Genomic DNA, 15,689 nt, shown 5'->3' on the forward strand with positions numbered 1-15,689 from the left:
GAGATTTATTACTTCAGGGATAAGGCTGATAGGGAGGTTGGGCTTAGGTTCGACATGACTGTTCCAGTGGCTAGGGTTGTCTCCTATAGGGTTGATTTGCCCAAACCAATTAGGTGGTATTACATAACAAAGGTTTGGAGGTATGATGAACCGCAGCATGGTAGGTATAGGGAGTTTCACCAATTCGGTATTGAGTTCCTGGGCTCATCGAGTGTTAGGGCTGATGCCGAGGTCCTAACAATCGGCGTTGAGTCGCTCAAAGCCCTTGAGTTGGGTGATTTCAGGATTAGGGTTAATGATAGGAGAATCATTGAGCAACTCCTCGCAAGGCTCGGAATACCCAATGATGCTAAACAGGGCGTGCTTAGGATAATGGATAAGAGGGGTAAGGTGCCTGATGATGAGTTGGAGAGGATGCTCATTGGGCTGGGGTTAACGAGAGAGGTTGCCCAGGAGGTCCTTAGGTTGGCTAATACTACGGAGGGTCTCAATAAGGTGCCCGATCTACTTAAGGAGTTGGGGGTTGGTGATGACTTCATTAAGTACTATAATGACTTGGTTGATTTTCTCGGTATGTATGGCGTGCTTGATTACATGAGTATGGACTTAGGCATCGTGAGAGGGCTTGATTATTACACGGGTATTGTATTCGAGATGTACGTACCAGACTACAAGCTGTCCGTGGGCGGTGGAGGTAGGTACGATAATCTCGTTGAGATATACAGTGGTAAGCCAATGCCAGCCTCTGGTTTCGCGATGGGTATTGAGAGGTTGATGGAAGTTCTTGAACAGAGGGGCTCCATTAAGCGTGGTTTTCCTCCGATTGATTATTACATTTATGTGGTTGGTAACGATAGAAACCACATAGCCCTCGGCTACAAACTAGCCAGTAGGTTAAGGGTCCAGGGCAATAAAGCCATTGTAGATACTGGCGAGAAGAGCTTGAGGAGCGCCCTCGAGTATGCCTCCAAAATTAATGTTAGGTACTTCGTAATAGTAGGCCCTAAGGAGGTATCCCAGGGCGTTGTTAAGGTTAGGGATATGGCAACATGGAATGAGAAGGACATTCCCCTATCAGAATTTGGAGTTTCATGAATCGTGACGGCTAAAAATAAGTAGATAAATAAGTAAATAAAGGGGTTAGTGTAGATACCTTTAATGGTTAGGGAGGAGAACTCAGGGGGATCAAAGTACCTGAAGGCGGATCTTCTAGACGTCATCGAGATACCCGAGGAGGGCGTTGCCCTAATGCTATTCACAACAGAGGAGTGGGAGGAGAGGGTTCTGCCAATTAGGATAGATGTTTCGGCATCATTCTCGATAAAGAAGGCGTTGGGTCTCGTGTCCTTCCATAGGCCGTTAACCCACGACCTACTTGTTGAGTTGATAAATAGGCTTGACGTGACCGTGGAGAAGGTGACAATAGATGCCATGATTGATGGTGTTTACTTGGCCACAATATTCGTTAAGGACAACAGGACGAGCGAGACCTTTCAGCTTGATGCAAGACCTAGTGATGCCACGGCTATAGCTGTTAGGTTGGGTGCGCCAATATACGTTGCGGATCACTTGATCGCCTACACAGAACCGCTGGAGAGGTACAGGGAGTTGAGGGCGAGGTACGGCTTTAGCTTTGAGAAGGGCATTTAGGGTGTTTTACTCACCAATTATCACAACCACGACATTCCTCGTTCGAGGACCATCGAAATCCGCTAGGAAAACCTCCTGCCACGTACCTCGCATAAGTTCGCCATTAATTACCGGCAGTACGTAAAATTGCTTGAACAGTGAGGCTAGTAGGTGGGCGTCGGCGTTATTATCAATCTTATTGTGCTCATAATTACCACTGGCGGGTACTAATCTTTCGAATAAACCCTCATAGTCTCTCCTTATCCTTGGTTCATCCTCATTGGCGAATAGTCCTGCGGTTGCGTGGGGTAGGAATACTAGGGCTATTCCATTCCTAATACCTGACTCCCTAACCGCGGACTCTATATGGCTTGTGATGTTTATAACCTCCCTACGTCTCTTACTTGTTATCGTTAATTCCTTTGTGACAACCCTCACAGGGCTAGTCAAATGCTCCGGGTTTAGTAAAGCTTTTTATGGATCTATCATTGTATAGTTTGGTGATTAGGATCTCGAGTGCTGATGTTTGTGATGAGGGCTCGCATAAATGAATCATTTAATATCCTTAATGGCATTTAGTAACTTCTCGAACTCGAGCATAACAAGACCCATTGAGGAGTCGTCAATTCCATGGACCAAAACTCCAAATACGAGATCTCCATTCTTCTTGATTATTACGTACCCATTATGCGACTGTACTATCACGTGCGTTGACTCCTCATTTAATAACTCCTTACTGACCCTATCGCCCACTGCACTTATTGAAGCTATCATCGCAGCAACCCTGTCTGGGTCGATGCCCATTTTCGATGCGTGGGTTACCAATAAACCATCCAATGATGCTACATAGATGCCACCAACATTCTCAACATTATTTAGGAAATCATTAACAATCCTGCTCAGCCTTTCAGCTTTCTCCTCCATCAATTTAGTATTCAATTACAGGAGAAATATAAACATATCTTCCGTAATACAGCAGTTACACTTCACCCTTCTTGATTATGATCCTCCACCCACTTCTCAACTTCCTAGTTAAATCCCTCTCCACGAATAACCTGAACAATTCCACATAAGCCTCACCAGGCTCAACGCCCCTGAGCTGTACGCCGTATTTACGGGCCATGGACTTTACATTATTGACGCAGGCCTGCCTTAGTGGACATGTTGAGCAGTAATTCCGTGGTTCACCGCTTATCACCACAAGACCATAGACAGGGTCGGCGAATGCACCCTTGTCTGTGGATATGTGAATGGTGATGTTGCCATTAATCTCCCCAATATCGTACACCACAAATATTCGACCGCTCACAAGGTACTTATTACCTTCCTTAGTAATCCAGCCAGAATCCAATAGCCGCTTTAATCGCCTTGCCAACTTCCCCTTTTGAAGCCCTGTCTCCCTCATTAACTCGACAAAGTGCGTGTGACCTCTCATTATTGCGAGTATTATTGATAAGTTCACGCCATCCAATACGGCATTGAACTCCTTCTCCCTCATTAATACGTAATCATCACTAAAATCTGGAACTTTCCCAGTCTTCTCATTAATCGATACTATGATTTCGGGCTTTGTGACCACATTCATGGCATGACCATATTTAGTAATACCTTAGTCTTATTAACCGGTATTTTTAGTTATTTTAACTGGTTTCTTTGCCAATTTATTAGCCGTACTACTTATTAAGGCGTTATTGAGGGAATACGGTGTGCCATTCAGGGGCTTCACTAGGTTAGGGATACCTGATGTGGTGCTTGTCGAACCCGTCGTCTTTCCGGACCATAGGGGTTTCTTTGCTGAGCTTTATAAAAGGACTGATTTCCTAGCTGGTGGTGTGGCTTATGACTTTGTTCAGGTAAGTCTCAGCAGGTCTAAGCGTGGTGTTGTTCGTGGATTGCACTACCAGTTGAAGCCTATGGAGCAGGGTAAGTTGGTCACGGTGATCAGGGGGCGCGTTGTTGATGTGGCACTTGACATTAGGAAAGGTTCTCCCTGGTTTGGTAAGTACGTCATGGTTGAGTTATCGGCTGAGGAACCGAGGCTCCTTTGGATACCGCCCGGCTTTGCCCATGGCTTCCAAGCCCTTGAGGATGACACCTTGTTCCTATACCTACAGACTAAGGAGTATAGTCCACAGCACGAGAGGTGCATTGCCTGGAATGACCCTGAGGTTGGTATACCATGGCCGATTAGGGAGAATGCCATAGTGAGCGAGAAGGACAGTAGGTGCCCATCGCTTAGGCAGGCCGAGACGAATTTCGAGTATCCAATATGACCCTTTGTCGATCAGCCCTCACACGCATCATCACATGCGCAGCCTAGGTTGATCATCATTATCAAAAACTATATTTAACTGGCCACTTAAATAAACTGCACTGCTAGGTGATGAGTTGAACCCACGCAGAGCCTTGGTGAAGAGGCCTAAACCGCCTGATATCCTTAGGAGTTATCGATTTGCATTATGCAACAGAATTATTGGATTACCATAGGGCGCATAATGCTTCGCCCACTTATTTTTGAGCACAATATTTTGTTCTGGGTCTAGGTGAGGTTTTATTGTCTTTATGAATCTGGCTATGGAGTCTCTATCGTGAACTATCACGTAGGTTCTTCCATCATCACTGCTGAATACACTACTGCCTATGTCTAGGAATTTAAGCACGACCCTAATCACGAGACCCAATGACCTACTTGGCACCTTAATATTCAGCACCAAGTTTGGCATGTCGAGGTTGGGCTCTGGGTCTATTAATTCACCATTGAAGTCATAGAGCCCCCTGATCAATAATAACCAATCACCTACGTTGAGTAGTGTTAGAAGCCTACCTGGTCTTTGTAATAGCTTGGCTACTTCATCACATACGTTAGTTGGTGCACTAATAATATCCTTGGTAACGACCACGCCAGGCTCAACCGACTTAATATAGTCAACGGCATCCGAAAAACCCTCAATGCTTCTCCATCTTATCCTGCATTCATTGATGAATGCGCCAATTACGTAGGGATTCACGCGACTATTCGCAATTACATGTTTTAATACCTAATTTCACCCTAGATACGGGATGGGTATTGATAAGGCAATGGATGTGCTGAGGAAATACCCACTCTGCGACCATTGTTTAGGTAGGTTATTTGCCAGGTTGGGTTTTGGGCTTAGTAATGAGGAGAGGGGTAGAGCGATTAAGGACTACCTATTAATGAGCATACATGAAAAGATAATGAGCGAAGGATTAAACGACGAACTCCTCAGCGACCTTAAAGCACTTGCCCTTAGCGGTCATGAACCAAGCATGCTATTACTTAAGAATATGGGGGTTGATGTGTCACCAACACCGTGCTACATATGCGGCAGCTCCATATTCAACAGGCTTGATGAGTGGTCGAGGAACATAGCCAATGCACTGAGTTCATTGAGGGCTGAGTTTAAGTCCTTTAGGTTAGGCACGAGGGTGCCCAATGACATGTTAAGACGAGAGCTTGAAATAACCACGGAGTTTGGAATAACGAGCGCGGAATCAATAAAGCGCGAATTAAATAGGGAGTTGGGTAAGAGGGTTTCGTCGTTGTTGGGCATTCCATTTAGTAGGGAGGAGCCTGATGTCGAGGTTGTCCTGGATACAACCACCGGAACCATTACCACACAGCTAATGCCACTATACCTACTCACCAGGTATAGGAGAGCGTATAGGTTAATTGGTAGGGGCAGCGTTAAATGGCCGATTAATGAGACACTCAGCATATACGGCGCACAGAGCGTTGTGATCCATAGTGGGGGTGGGGAGGCAGGTAACGTTAGGGTCCTTGGTAATGGAAGACCCATGATTATCCAGGTTATAGGACCTGGTAGAAGACCATCTATTGGTGAGGTTAGTAAAGCCCTCGGAAGCATTAATTATGGTATTTCACTTAATGTGCTGTCTTACGTTAGGAGTTCCATGGTTAGGAAGGTTAAGGCTGAGAGTAGGAATTACGTGATCACGTATAGGGTGTTGGCAATCGCCAATGGTCGAGTGACTGACGACGCTTTGAAGTCATTGCATGATTACTTTAGGAATAGACAAGTTACCCAAAGGTTGAGGTTGGGTGGTAGGGTTAAGAAGAGGGTTAGTATGGTCTATGAGCTGGATAGCAGGGTTATTGATGGCAGGTTGTTGGAGCTCGTAATTAGGTGTCAGGGTAATCTCAACATTAGGGGCTTTGTTCACGGTTACTTCGGTGATGTGGAACCCAGTTTATCAGGAGTCTTGGCTCTTGAGGTTAAGCCTGTGGAGATCGACATCCTAAACATAAGCGATTCCATTACTTACGATACCTTTAACCCTGTTTCCACGGGTTGCTGGGCCTTGAATGGTACTATGTGATCTGGTGTGGTTATTATGATCTTCCGTTTACCACCAACGTATAGCTCGATTTCGTACGCCTTACCCCTCCTACCTATTATTGTGCCTACCTTGCCCTGATACCTCCTGTGCGGTGCTGTGGTTATGAAGGTTGGGTCTATATCAATAACAACCTTATCACCAACCTTATACTCATAAAGCCACCTTGAAATTCCTGGTCTCCCCTTCTCCCTAGGCTTCTTGGTCAGCAGCTTCCTTGACTTGTACCTTAGACCATGGGTTCGATGCACGCTAAACCCCAACGTGATCCTTAAAACCCGATATTTAAGTATTCTCCTGCCGAGGTATAAATCCTTAAATAGGTTTTTAGTCAGGGAGTAATTTGTGGTTAAGCGTATCATTAATTCTGAGGATATTTCCATGGCCGAGGCGCTTCGGATTCTCGAGGAGAAGGTATCCAATAGTGGGATTAATGAGGAGATCGTAAACAACACCCTGGATTACCTAAGGAAATTCTCCAAGGTTAACCCAGACAAGGCTAGGGAGTTGGTTTCTGAATTAATGAAGAGGTTTGGCTTGGCTAGGTTGACGGCTATACAGGTGGTTAACGTACTTCCCCAAACAGCCGAGGAACTTAGGATACTCCTCGGCTCCGAGAAGAGGGAATTCACCGATAAGGATATCGAGGATATGCTTAACCTATTAAGGAACGTGAACCAATCCTAAAGGGGATGCCTCTATGGTTAAGAGGGAGGATTATGCATACATACTGGACATAATACCACCGGAGCAAATGCTGGCTAAGGACCCGTCATTAATAAGGAAGGGCTTTCCCAGGAATGAACCGTACGTACAGGCTATAGGCGAGCAATTCTTCACATTACTTGAGTTAACGCTGAAACCCAACGTAACCGCTGACGTGGGTGAGAGGGTTTACATAGGTAATGGACCTAGGGATAAGGTGAATAAGATTGTTAGGAGGATAGGCTATGACGAGTTAACGAGCGAGGCCAAGAACGTCCTTCCCGAGGTCATAACAAGGATAGTCAAGACCCAGGAGAGAAGGTTCGTGGAGTTCTTCAACAAGGCTGGCCCAATAACACTGAAGATGCACAGCCTCGAATTACTTAAGGGTATTGGTAAGAAGACCCTTTGGCAGATCCTGGAGGAAAGGAGGAAGAAGCCGTTTCAATCATTCGAGGACATTAAGAATAGGGTTGGTATAGACCCGGAGAAGTTAATTGTTGATAGAGTATTGAGGGAATTACAAGGCGCTGATCAATACAGGGTTTTCGTTGGTTCTATTTGATATTTTACCTAACCCTCATAACCTTCCTACGACCAGCAATATCCCAAACCTCCACCTCAATACCAGGTTCTATCTTCTCCCTAACATCCTCCTCGACCTGGTTACTAGCTATCTCGAAGGTTGTGTAATTCCGTAGATCCATTAGCTGCCATGAATCACCAACCTTAGCCACAACCTGGGCAACGAACTTCTCTATTATTGGCACCTCAACCTGTGCGTCGGTAGGTACAATCAATGTCCTCTTGACATTATCGAAAACGCCAATACCGACTATCCTAACCTTAGCGGATCCGTGTTTACCCGTCTTGCTCTTCTCAACCTCAACTATCTTGCATGGTTCGCCATCAATCATCAAATAACTACCCTCCTTGACCGAACCTGCCTCCGTTGGCTTCGTGGACATACAAATCGAGATTAGGCAAGGCTAATAAAAGGTTTTCTACCGTAATTCTTACGTAATCCCTAGCTTCTCGACCGTAGAAATTATTTATTAATTCTGTGGTGTAGCGCTGCTTAGTATTATGAGGATCATAATGTATATTGGTAAGTACGAGGATTACGCACTAGCGAAGTTAATAGTGAATAGGCTGAGTAGTGATGGTGTGGAGGTATACGCCGTAAGAGATTCAGAGGTTAAGAATATAGGTATACCCAAGTGGGATGGATCGCGGAGCGTGGATGCGGCCATGGTGCTTGGCGGTGATGGTACGGTACTTAGGTTTATACATGAAATCGGGGACTCGGTGGATATACCAATACTTCACATAGGCACTGGCCGCGTTAATTACTTAAGTGATGCAAGTGCCAGGGAAGTATCGCAGGTTCTTGATAATATTGTTAAGGGTAATTACAGAATTGAGGAGAGGTTGACCCTTAAGGCCGTTAGCGCTGATTTTGAGTGTACGGCACTTAATGAGGTCTTGGTTAAGGGTGTTGATCCAGGTCATTTGGTTACCGTAACGGTTGTTGAGGATGGGGGTGAGGAGTTAATGAGGGCTAGGATGGATGGAGTAATAATAGCCACGCCAACGGGTTCCACGGCATATGCATTGGCAGCTGGAGGGCCCGTTGTTGATAATAGGCTATCCGTGAAGTTGATAGTCCCACTTGCTCCGTTTTCCAGGGCCTTGGTTCCAATAGTTCATCCCTTCGAGATACCCGTGAAGGTTATGACGAGTGAGGTAACGCACGTACTGTGTGATGGCATTGTGGCACAGAGGGGTGCTGAGGTGCGCATACTACCTGGTGATAAGAAGATTAGGTTCATTAGGACACGTCAATATAGGATGTACGATAAATTACTTAGGAGGTTATTTACACCATGAGTGAACAGCAAGTGGCGATAATCGATGCATCGGCCATATTCCATACAAGGGATTTACGTGCATTACTCAGCCTAGGTCGCTTGGTAACTACGAATTACATAATTAATGAACTCAAGGATGTTAGGGCCGTGTCTATACCCGATGTGCTTAATATTGAGGTTTATGAAATTGGTGAAGAGGAGGTTAGGATTGCCAGGAGGAGGTATCACCTACCAAGGCTATTGAGCGATGCTGATGTGTCGCTCATAATTTTAGCCCTTAGGCTAAAGGATGAGAACCCCGTTGTGATCACTGATGATTCATTGCTGATAAGGTTCCTAAGAAAACTGGGAATTAGGTACTCGGTGATCTATCTCAAGACTCGTTAGTACGGTTTCTGCCTAAGCTTAAGCTTCTTTGGAACGTTCTCTGACGGAAGTTCTGCGCCTGCGAGTTCTATGGTTACGGTATCCTGGAACCACGGAGTCGACCTACCAAATGCTCTAGGCATGTAGTTCCTTATCTTACGGCCCTTGTGCACGGCTGCGTGCACTATAACGATATTATCAACACTTAATCCCCTATAGCTCGCGTTGTTCTCAAGATTCTTAAGAACCTCCAAGTACGCCTTGGCAACCTTAACTGGCCACTTAGCCACCGGCCAGCCCTCCCAGGGTGTTGTGTGGTGGGCTTGTTTCTTGGTGAACCTCCTGATTGGTACTGGCGCCTTCATTGCTATCACCTTGTTCATGTAATCCTCGGCCTGCTTTATCGTGAATCCCTTAATGAATCTGGCAACCTCAACGGCTTTTTTCCAACTAATCCTATACTCATAACCAAGGGCCTTAACGATCTGATCCTCGGTTATGTTTGCGCCATAGATTTCCTTAACCCGCTTAATTATATCCTCAGCGGTTACGCTCCAGTCAATCCTTGCCATACCCACAACCATCAAGAGCCATGTGTATAAAAGCATTTTGCCTAGTGAGGCATGGTTCTATCATTGAGCATAATGTCGATAAGCCTTAGGTACACCTCGGATGCTTTAATTATATCATCAACACTTATGTATTCATCAGGTCCGTGCGCTGATGATAGATCACCAGGACCATAGGTTACCGCATCAACACCCAATCTTTGAAAGTACCTAGTGTCAACTGGAGTTCTCGATACCATTAATTTAGGGCTGAGGTGTACCACATCACCTATCGCCTTAACTAAACCCTTAACTAGCATCGAATCCTCCCTATTCAGTGCCGCATCAATTGCGTTAATTACATAAACATCCACCGCAGATCTCACGCCAATTTTTCCCCCAATCTCCTTGATGTAGTCCACAATCTCCCTAATCGATCCATCAACATCCTCATTGGGCAGTAATCTCCTATCTATCGAGAAACTGAAATAATCAGGAACAATATTACGACCGAGACCACCCTTAACGAGACCACCTAGGGTCATCACAGCCCTCTCACCCATGTACGACCTACCCTCTATCCCTCCCTTAAGCCCAGTAATTATCGCATATGCAACCTTTACGCCATCCTCAAATGCATTAACACCGAGTTGGGGTTGTGACACGTGGGCAGGTACGCCTCTAATTACAACATCTAATTGCACCATACCCATGCTACCAACCCAAATGATACTTAGTCCCGTTGGCTCAGCGACCACCGCGTAGTCAGGTCTCGTTATTGAACTAAGTAGGTAATTAACGCCTGTAAATCCCCAACCTCCTCATCCGGTGTGAATGAGAGCTCCACGCAACCATTGAATTCTCTCAATTCCCCAATCCTCTTGGCCAACAATATCAAAGCAGTAACGCTACCTTTATCATCAGATGCACCCCTACCATAAACTCTATCGTTGATTAGGATTGGTTTAAACGGTTCAGTCACCAGCCAACCATCACCACCTGGCACTACGTCATAGTGCGCATTAAAATGAAGTTTAACACCACCCGAGTCACACCGTTCAGCGAGCACTATGTACCTGGGACAGTTTCGGTTTTCGTGATTATTCGTAGGGTTTATTACCATTGGTGATGAAGCGATGGGTTTTAAAGTCCATCCCCAACACCCTTGCTGGTTACCCTGGGTTTCCGAGAACCGTAGGGCTGGGAACCGCGGGCGACCGTTGGAGAGCCACTACGGTGAGGAGGCTCGGGGAGACCGTCGAGAAGGAGACGGCGGGTCAACCGCCATCTCCGGAGGGACGGTAATCACTCCACTCAGGGTAATACTCCCTAACCTTAGCCCTTGGTACCTCAATGACCTTAACGCTTAATCCCAGGTTCGTTAATTCGTTCTCCATATAATCAACGGCTTCAGTATAGTTCTCGCCAGGTGGTGCGATGGTTCTTATCGCTATTAAATCCATGAGCACCTTCAATGCGTAATTAACTAGGCTCATTCAACTAACTCTCTATACACAGCTAGTAATTCCTTACCAACAACACCCGGCGAGTTCCTCTGCGTAACTATTGCCTTAGCCCTAGCCCCAAGCTCCATTGCATACTCTGGTGAATTAACAAGCTCCTTGGTGCTTTCCAGGAAACACCTAAGGTCATTAACCTCGCATATGATGCCACCATCACCCACAACCTCAGGCACGGAATCAACGTTTGAGGCGACCACGGGTATTCCCAGACTCATGGCCTCGAGCGCCGTAAAGCCGAACGCCTCACCCCTTGTTGGGAATAACAGCACGTCAAACTCAGCCATTAACTTCAATAGGTCATCCCTTCTCATTGGGTTATAGTAGATGATACCATCAACCTTCCTAGGGCTCTTACCAACATACACCTTCCTAACCCACCTGGGCAATTTCATCATTACATTCTCGGCAATATCACCACCCTTTCTATCATAATCCACGCCTATGAAGCCCACGGTAACCACATTATCAATCTTCCTCGAATACGTTCTCATTGGTGGTGGTATTACCTTCACACCCTTGAACCCCTCCTCCTCAAGCCCTTCCTTGCTCCATTCGGTCCATGTGATTATTGCCACACTATCCCTATTGAACAAGTACCTATAGGTCCTAATGGCGAGTCTGTATAGGGTATCCTTCCTGGACTTCTTGAGGTATTTCTCGAATAAGTTGAAGATTGGTTGATCGATTTCCTGAACCCAGGGGGAAGATGGTATGTAAAGGTTTAGGAAGAACGCATGGGTTAATCTCCTAAACCTCAGTGAGTATGCTGGTTCGATTAATGCCTTGAGAAACCACTTAAACGCGGTATTTCCGGTTATGTAGAAATCATCACTTGATGGTGATAACCTTATTGGATCCTCGATAATCCTGTAGCTGACGCCAGGTGGTGGGTTCTCGATCCTTAACCTAATCCCAGTCCTTATTTCACCAGATACTCTGTTCCTACTGGCGATAATGTTTACGATCATCTAACCGACCTTACTAAGTGCCCCCAATTAATAAATGTTAGTTCTTACCGTAGGAATTGAACATTCTATTTATAGTCTCAATGTAGCTCTCGGGATCACCAACACTTAACCAAGAGTTTCTATCGAGGATTAGGCCATAAACCTCGCCACCACTGTCAATGAGGTTTTTAATACCGTACGTAAGCTCAAGCTCTCCTTCGGTCTTGACATTCTCGAGACTATTAAATATCTTCTCGTCGAATATATAGACGGCTGATATCGCTATGTTGGACCTTGGGTTGCGTGGCTTTTCGTCAACGTCCAAAATCCTAACCAACCTGAAGTTGTTAAAGGAACCCTCATCCCTAACAACCGCAATACCATACCTACTTGGGTTATTAACCTCCCTAAGGAACAATACGGCATTTGGATTCAATTCATTAAATAGTCTCACGCCCTCGGCATAGCCTGTGAGTAATAAACCATCATCGGCATGGACAAAGAATGACCCGGAGTTCACGAAATCCCTAGCCCTAAGCACAGCATCGCCAAAGCCCAGCGGCTTCTCCTGAAATGTGAATGATATATTTGCCGTCAATGAATCGCTGAATAATTTATCCATTAGGTAGTCTATGAGTGGCTTACCATTCCTACCAACAACAATGAGGAACTTGGAAACACCAACCTCCTGAAGCCTTGAGATTATCAGATCAATAATAGGTATGAGCATTGGAATTTCGCTCCTGCGCACTAGGGGCAGTAAAGCCTTAGGCATTATTAAAGTCATATTCCTCATCCTGGTGCCCAACCCTGCTGCTGTTATCACGGCTTTACGTATCATATGCGCACTACTTGTGAATTACGAATAAAAATAAAATATAAGTATTTCACTTCAGATGTTAAGATCATAAATAATCAAGTAGGGAACCACGCTTCCTGAATTCTTGTTTACTCGCCTCCCTACCACTACCTGTCGCCGTCTGCTTAATAACCTTACCCTCACTAACCAACTTCCTCGCTTGCTCAATTATTGAGCGAGCGAGCTTATCACCAAAACCTTTAATGCTACCTATCACCCTTGGATCAGCATTGGCCACATCAACAACGCTCCTAAACCCGGCGTTGTACAAAGCCCTGGCCCTCGTCCTACCAACACCCTCGAGGTTTGCCACAAGCTCTATGAGCTCCTCCCTAATACCATACGTTAACCTCCACCTAAGAACTCCCAACCTTTCCTCATGCCTCTTCATGCCTAATGCGCTGGCAAGTCTCGTGATGGCACCCGCTAACCAATTCATTAAGTCGCTATACACCCTTAAATCCCCTGGTCCAACGTCGTAATTCTTGTAGAGCTCGTCCTCAGAGACCTCGTTAGCCCAGTCAAGTAGCATCACGGAGGTCTTAACGGTGGATAGGTAGTCCTCGAGCTCCTCATCTTCATACTCGCCATTCTCAATCTCATCCCTAGTCAATGGCGGTTTAATCAATAGGTAATCCCAGTTATCCAGTACGATCTCTAGGTAATCATCAAACTCACTTCTCCTAATTCTCAATCTAGGAACCTCGGGGGATTGAACAATTAAGTGCGTGTAACCCAGGTCATTAGTTTCATCCCTAGCCTTCAAACCCTTTATATACGTGTTCGCCGTGTATGGGTCGAGGTACGTATTATTTAGTAATGAACCCAGGGCTGTGGCTGCCACACCATCATCATGCCTCTCCAGGAAACCAGATTCAACTAGGAAGTTTATGATATCCTCAACCCTCCTCCTCAGCAGCTCCCTAAGGAAGGCATTCTTATCAAAGCCACCTTGTAGGTAGCCCAGGGTTGATGATACGAAATTCAGGACCTCCCCCATACTGGATGCGTAACCACTCGCTATTGCCGATAGTAGATGCGTGGCGAGGTTCTTATCAGTGAGGAACTTAGACCGAACCTCCTCAACCCTGGCACTTATGTAATTCTTCATTAAATAATCAATTTCATCCTCACCCCTGGCAATGAGTATAGCTTCACCGTACGGATCGAGACCAGGCCTACCAGCCCTACCGGCCATCTGCTTATACTCCATAACAGGCAACTCCTCCATACCTATTCCAGGTTCGTACCTCCTATACTCATGGATTATGACCCTCCTAGCCGGCAGGTTAACCCCAGCCGCCAGGGTTGTTGTGGCAACCACAACCTTAAGTAGCCTATCCCTGAAGGAGTTCTCGATTATCGACCTGACATCCATATCAAGGCCTGCATGATGAAATGAGACTCCGCACTTAATGACCTTAGCCAACTCATCACCAAGGAGCCTCGATTGCGACGCCTCAATAACCGCATTAGAGACCTTCGTTAACTCCCTTGGCTCGATTACCTTAACACCGTAGTTACATATGTATTGAGCAACCTGCTGCGCTAGCTTAACGGTATTCGATCTCGAGTTCGTGAATATGAGGGTCTGCCCACCATTGAGAAGCGTATCCATGGTTAAGGATAAGATGGGATTACCCAGGTCCTTTATTGCGACCCTATCACCGTCTGAATAATAAATAATACCGTCATAATAAACACCCTCCCTAAGTCTCACAGGCCTCCACTCGGACTCCACAGCCTCGGCATCCAGGTACTTGGCAATATCCTTGGCGTTGCCGACAGTTGCCGATAGGGCTATTATCTGGGTGTTCAATCCCAATGATCTAACCTTGGCCACTATGGACTCTATTATTGGGCCTCTCTTATCATCATCAACGTAGTGTATCTCGTCAATAATTAGGACACCAACCTGCCTGAGCCAATCAACCCTATGCCTCAGTAGGCTGTCGAGCTTCTCGTAAGTCGTCATCACGATGTCGTAATTCATCAACCATGCATCCTCCTTATCATACTCACCAGTCGTTACCGCAACTCTCACGCCAAGCTTCTCGTAAACCCTAAGGTCCCTAGCCTTCTCATAAGCCAACGCCCTAAGCGGCACAGCCATTATAGCCTTAACACCCCTAGTCAGTACGGCGTTGACCATAGCCAACTCGGCCATGAGCGTCTTGCCAGTTGCTGTATTCGTGCACATAAGCAGGTTCTTGCCATCAAATAAACCCTTACGCACAGCCTCTTCCTGCGGAGGATAGAGCTCGGTAATACCTCTCTCCCTGGCTATGAAGTTCCTAAGTACATCAGGCAGTGGCAGGTCCTCAACCCTCAAGACAACCAACCAATTAGTAAGGCACAACTAGATTAATAAGGAGTTAACGCCCAACACAAAGCTCATGAGCCTCCCGATCAACATCCCAAGTACTTGGCCAACCACCACTAAACCTATCGATCAAGTACGGCTTCGCATAGTTAGGCCATGACCCACCGAGTATGTACTCTACCAATGCCAACGCCAACGCAGGCCCCACCTCAGCACCGTAGCCATTAAACCCACCTAATATGTAGAGTTTATCCTCGATCAACGACCCAACTAGGGGCCTCATGTCGGGAGTACACTCACAATACCCAAAGCCTGAACCGACACGGATTAACAAACCAAACCTAAGTCTCAACCTACTGATTACGTCATTAATTACATCCTCATCAACACCCTTACTCGAGCCAGGTTTCTCCACTCTCACATTACCGTCACCGCCAACAATCACTGACAAACCAAGCCTGCCCAGTAAGCTGTCGATTGATGATCCAAGAGGTCTTGCGTAGATGCCTAACACGTAGTCGTAGACTATATTATTAACTGC

At 46.0% G+C, this 15,689-nt stretch carries 21 protein-coding genes and 1 pseudogene; 8 read left to right on the forward strand and 14 right to left on the reverse strand.

Annotated features, from left to right (window positions below):
* A partial coding sequence (gene hisS, locus B7L70_RS08905) for a histidine--tRNA ligase (RefSeq protein ID WP_101940271.1) occupies positions 1–1,095 on the forward strand: 1,095 nt, incomplete at its 5' end.
* A 63-nt stretch (positions 1,096–1,158) separates the two neighbouring features.
* Positions 1,159–1,650 (forward strand): bifunctional nuclease family protein, encoded by a 492-nt coding sequence (locus B7L70_RS08910; RefSeq protein WP_081227502.1) that lies wholly within the window; start codon positions 1,159–1,161, stop codon positions 1,648–1,650.
* Between the two features lie 6 nt (positions 1,651–1,656).
* On the opposite strand, the gene B7L70_RS08915 is transcribed toward B7L70_RS08910, so the two are convergent.
* The 3 genes from B7L70_RS08915 to B7L70_RS08925 all read right to left on the reverse strand — a co-directional run bounded on the left by B7L70_RS08915 (position 1,657) and on the right by B7L70_RS08925 (position 3,214).
* Complete coding sequence (locus tag B7L70_RS08915; protein ID WP_081227503.1) at positions 1,657–2,067, reverse strand: secondary thiamine-phosphate synthase enzyme YjbQ; 411 nt, start codon at positions 2,065–2,067, stop codon at positions 1,657–1,659.
* A 114-nt stretch (positions 2,068–2,181) separates the two neighbouring features.
* Positions 2,182–2,553, reverse strand: a complete 372-nt coding sequence (locus tag B7L70_RS08920) for a roadblock/LC7 domain-containing protein (protein WP_081227504.1) — start codon at positions 2,551–2,553, stop codon at positions 2,182–2,184.
* A 55-nt stretch (positions 2,554–2,608) separates the two neighbouring features.
* The gene (locus B7L70_RS08925) at positions 2,609–3,214 is read right to left on the reverse strand and encodes a winged helix-turn-helix domain-containing protein (RefSeq protein ID WP_081227505.1); all 606 of its coding nucleotides are present in this window, start codon (positions 3,212–3,214) and stop codon (positions 2,609–2,611) included.
* A gap of 121 nt (positions 3,215–3,335) precedes the next feature.
* On the opposite strand from B7L70_RS08925, the gene rfbC reads away from it, so the two are divergent.
* The gene (gene rfbC, locus B7L70_RS08930) at positions 3,336–3,902 is read left to right on the forward strand and encodes a dTDP-4-dehydrorhamnose 3,5-epimerase (RefSeq protein WP_081227520.1); all 567 of its coding nucleotides are present in this window, start codon (positions 3,336–3,338) and stop codon (positions 3,900–3,902) included.
* Between the two features lie 171 nt (positions 3,903–4,073).
* Here the strand turns inward: rfbC and B7L70_RS08935 are convergent, their stop codons facing one another.
* On the reverse strand, positions 4,074–4,637 hold the full coding sequence (locus B7L70_RS08935) for a hypothetical protein (protein ID WP_081227506.1): 564 nt from the start codon (positions 4,635–4,637) through the stop codon (positions 4,074–4,076).
* Between the two features lie 52 nt (positions 4,638–4,689).
* On the opposite strand from B7L70_RS08935, the gene B7L70_RS08940 reads away from it, so the two are divergent.
* The gene (locus tag B7L70_RS08940; RefSeq protein WP_081227507.1) at positions 4,690–5,988 is read left to right on the forward strand and encodes a tRNA pseudouridine(54/55) synthase Pus10; all 1,299 of its coding nucleotides are present in this window, start codon (positions 4,690–4,692) and stop codon (positions 5,986–5,988) included.
* Here the strand turns inward: B7L70_RS08940 and B7L70_RS08945 are convergent.
* The gene (locus B7L70_RS08945) at positions 5,931–6,257 is read right to left on the reverse strand and encodes a 50S ribosomal protein L21e (protein WP_081227508.1); all 327 of its coding nucleotides are present in this window, start codon (positions 6,255–6,257) and stop codon (positions 5,931–5,933) included. The genes B7L70_RS08940 and B7L70_RS08945 overlap by 58 nt on opposite strands.
* A gap of 94 nt (positions 6,258–6,351) precedes the next feature.
* Between B7L70_RS08945 and B7L70_RS08950 the strand changes: the two genes are divergently transcribed.
* Together B7L70_RS08950 and B7L70_RS08955 are read left to right on the forward strand one after the other, a co-directional pair.
* The gene (locus tag B7L70_RS08950; RefSeq protein ID WP_081227509.1) at positions 6,352–6,693 is read left to right on the forward strand and encodes an RNA polymerase Rpb4 family protein; all 342 of its coding nucleotides are present in this window, start codon (positions 6,352–6,354) and stop codon (positions 6,691–6,693) included.
* Between the two features lie 13 nt (positions 6,694–6,706).
* Complete coding sequence (locus B7L70_RS08955; protein ID WP_081227510.1) at positions 6,707–7,276, forward strand: DUF655 domain-containing protein; 570 nt, start codon at positions 6,707–6,709, stop codon at positions 7,274–7,276.
* Positions 7,277–7,280: 4 nt separating this feature from the next.
* On the opposite strand, the gene B7L70_RS08960 is transcribed toward B7L70_RS08955, so the two are convergent.
* Positions 7,281–7,679 carry a translation initiation factor IF-5A gene (locus tag B7L70_RS08960; RefSeq protein ID WP_081227511.1) on the reverse strand — a complete coding sequence of 133 codons (399 nt, stop codon included), beginning with the start codon at positions 7,677–7,679 and terminating at the stop codon, positions 7,281–7,283.
* Positions 7,680–7,797: 118 nt separating this feature from the next.
* On the opposite strand from B7L70_RS08960, the gene B7L70_RS08965 reads away from it, so the two are divergent.
* On the forward strand, positions 7,798–8,601 hold the full coding sequence (locus B7L70_RS08965; protein ID WP_081227512.1) for an NAD(+)/NADH kinase: 804 nt from the start codon (positions 7,798–7,800) through the stop codon (positions 8,599–8,601).
* A complete protein-coding gene (locus B7L70_RS08970) occupies positions 8,598–8,969 on the forward strand; it encodes a twitching motility protein PilT (RefSeq protein ID WP_081227513.1) in 372 nt (123 codons plus the stop codon). The genes B7L70_RS08965 and B7L70_RS08970 overlap by 4 nt, the downstream gene beginning before the upstream one ends.
* On the opposite strand, the gene B7L70_RS08975 is transcribed toward B7L70_RS08970, so the two are convergent.
* From B7L70_RS08975 to B7L70_RS13485, 8 genes and pseudogenes are all read right to left on the reverse strand, one after another.
* Positions 8,966–9,520 (reverse strand): 50S ribosomal protein L22, encoded by a 555-nt coding sequence (locus tag B7L70_RS08975; protein WP_081227514.1) that lies wholly within the window; start codon positions 9,518–9,520, stop codon positions 8,966–8,968. The genes B7L70_RS08970 and B7L70_RS08975 overlap by 4 nt on opposite strands.
* A 41-nt stretch (positions 9,521–9,561) precedes the next feature.
* Complete coding sequence (locus tag B7L70_RS08980) at positions 9,562–10,254, reverse strand: M20/M25/M40 family metallo-hydrolase (protein ID WP_255408856.1); 693 nt, start codon at positions 10,252–10,254, stop codon at positions 9,562–9,564.
* 17 nt (positions 10,255–10,271) lie between these two features.
* Positions 10,272–10,478 (reverse strand): M20/M25/M40 family metallo-hydrolase, encoded by a 207-nt coding sequence (locus B7L70_RS14165; RefSeq protein ID WP_255408857.1) that lies wholly within the window; start codon positions 10,476–10,478, stop codon positions 10,272–10,274.
* Positions 10,479–10,773: 295 nt separating this feature from the next.
* Positions 10,774–10,992 (reverse strand): hypothetical protein, encoded by a 219-nt coding sequence (locus B7L70_RS08985; RefSeq protein WP_081227515.1) that lies wholly within the window; start codon positions 10,990–10,992, stop codon positions 10,774–10,776.
* A complete protein-coding gene (locus B7L70_RS08990) occupies positions 10,989–11,987 on the reverse strand; it encodes a glycosyltransferase family 4 protein (RefSeq protein WP_081227516.1) in 999 nt (332 codons plus the stop codon). The genes B7L70_RS08985 and B7L70_RS08990 overlap by 4 nt, the downstream gene beginning before the upstream one ends.
* Positions 11,988–12,024: 37 nt before the next feature.
* Positions 12,025–12,807: a sugar phosphate nucleotidyltransferase gene (locus B7L70_RS08995; protein WP_081227517.1), complete on the reverse strand. Its 783-nt coding sequence runs from the start codon at positions 12,805–12,807 to the stop codon at positions 12,025–12,027.
* A 64-nt stretch (positions 12,808–12,871) separates the two neighbouring features.
* The gene (locus B7L70_RS09000) at positions 12,872–15,166 is read right to left on the reverse strand and encodes a DEAD/DEAH box helicase (RefSeq protein ID WP_369907345.1); all 2,295 of its coding nucleotides are present in this window, start codon (positions 15,164–15,166) and stop codon (positions 12,872–12,874) included.
* A gap of 34 nt (positions 15,167–15,200) precedes the next feature.
* Positions 15,201–15,689: pseudogene (locus tag B7L70_RS13485) on the reverse strand (FAD-binding oxidoreductase); the annotation flags it as partial.

Source organism: Vulcanisaeta sp. EB80 (genome assembly GCF_002078205.2).

What these genes read in the sequence shown, in the direction of transcription:
- B7L70_RS08990 (WP_081227516.1), bottom strand. Translation starts at nt 11,987, where the DNA reads ATGATCGTAAACATTATCGCCAGTAGGAACAGAGTATCTGGTGAAATA.
- B7L70_RS08920 (WP_081227504.1), bottom strand. Translation starts at nt 2,553, where the DNA reads ATGGAGGAGAAAGCTGAAAGGCTGAGCAGGATTGTTAATGATTTCCTA.
- B7L70_RS08925 (WP_081227505.1), bottom strand. Translation starts at nt 3,214, where the DNA reads ATGAATGTGGTCACAAAGCCCGAAATCATAGTATCGATTAATGAGAAG.
- B7L70_RS08970 (WP_081227513.1), top strand. Translation starts at nt 8,598, where the DNA reads ATGAGTGAACAGCAAGTGGCGATAATCGATGCATCGGCCATATTCCAT.
- B7L70_RS08960 (WP_081227511.1), bottom strand. Translation starts at nt 7,679, where the DNA reads ATGTCCACGAAGCCAACGGAGGCAGGTTCGGTCAAGGAGGGTAGTTAT.
- B7L70_RS08985 (WP_081227515.1), bottom strand. Translation starts at nt 10,992, where the DNA reads ATGAGCCTAGTTAATTACGCATTGAAGGTGCTCATGGATTTAATAGCG.
- B7L70_RS08995 (WP_081227517.1), bottom strand. Translation starts at nt 12,807, where the DNA reads ATGATACGTAAAGCCGTGATAACAGCAGCAGGGTTGGGCACCAGGATG.
- B7L70_RS08955 (WP_081227510.1), top strand. Translation starts at nt 6,707, where the DNA reads ATGGTTAAGAGGGAGGATTATGCATACATACTGGACATAATACCACCG.
- B7L70_RS08975 (WP_081227514.1), bottom strand. Translation starts at nt 9,520, where the DNA reads ATGGCAAGGATTGACTGGAGCGTAACCGCTGAGGATATAATTAAGCGG.
- B7L70_RS08910 (WP_081227502.1), top strand. Translation starts at nt 1,159, where the DNA reads ATGGTTAGGGAGGAGAACTCAGGGGGATCAAAGTACCTGAAGGCGGAT.
- B7L70_RS08965 (WP_081227512.1), top strand. Translation starts at nt 7,798, where the DNA reads ATGAGGATCATAATGTATATTGGTAAGTACGAGGATTACGCACTAGCG.
- B7L70_RS08940 (WP_081227507.1), top strand. Translation starts at nt 4,690, where the DNA reads ATGGGTATTGATAAGGCAATGGATGTGCTGAGGAAATACCCACTCTGC.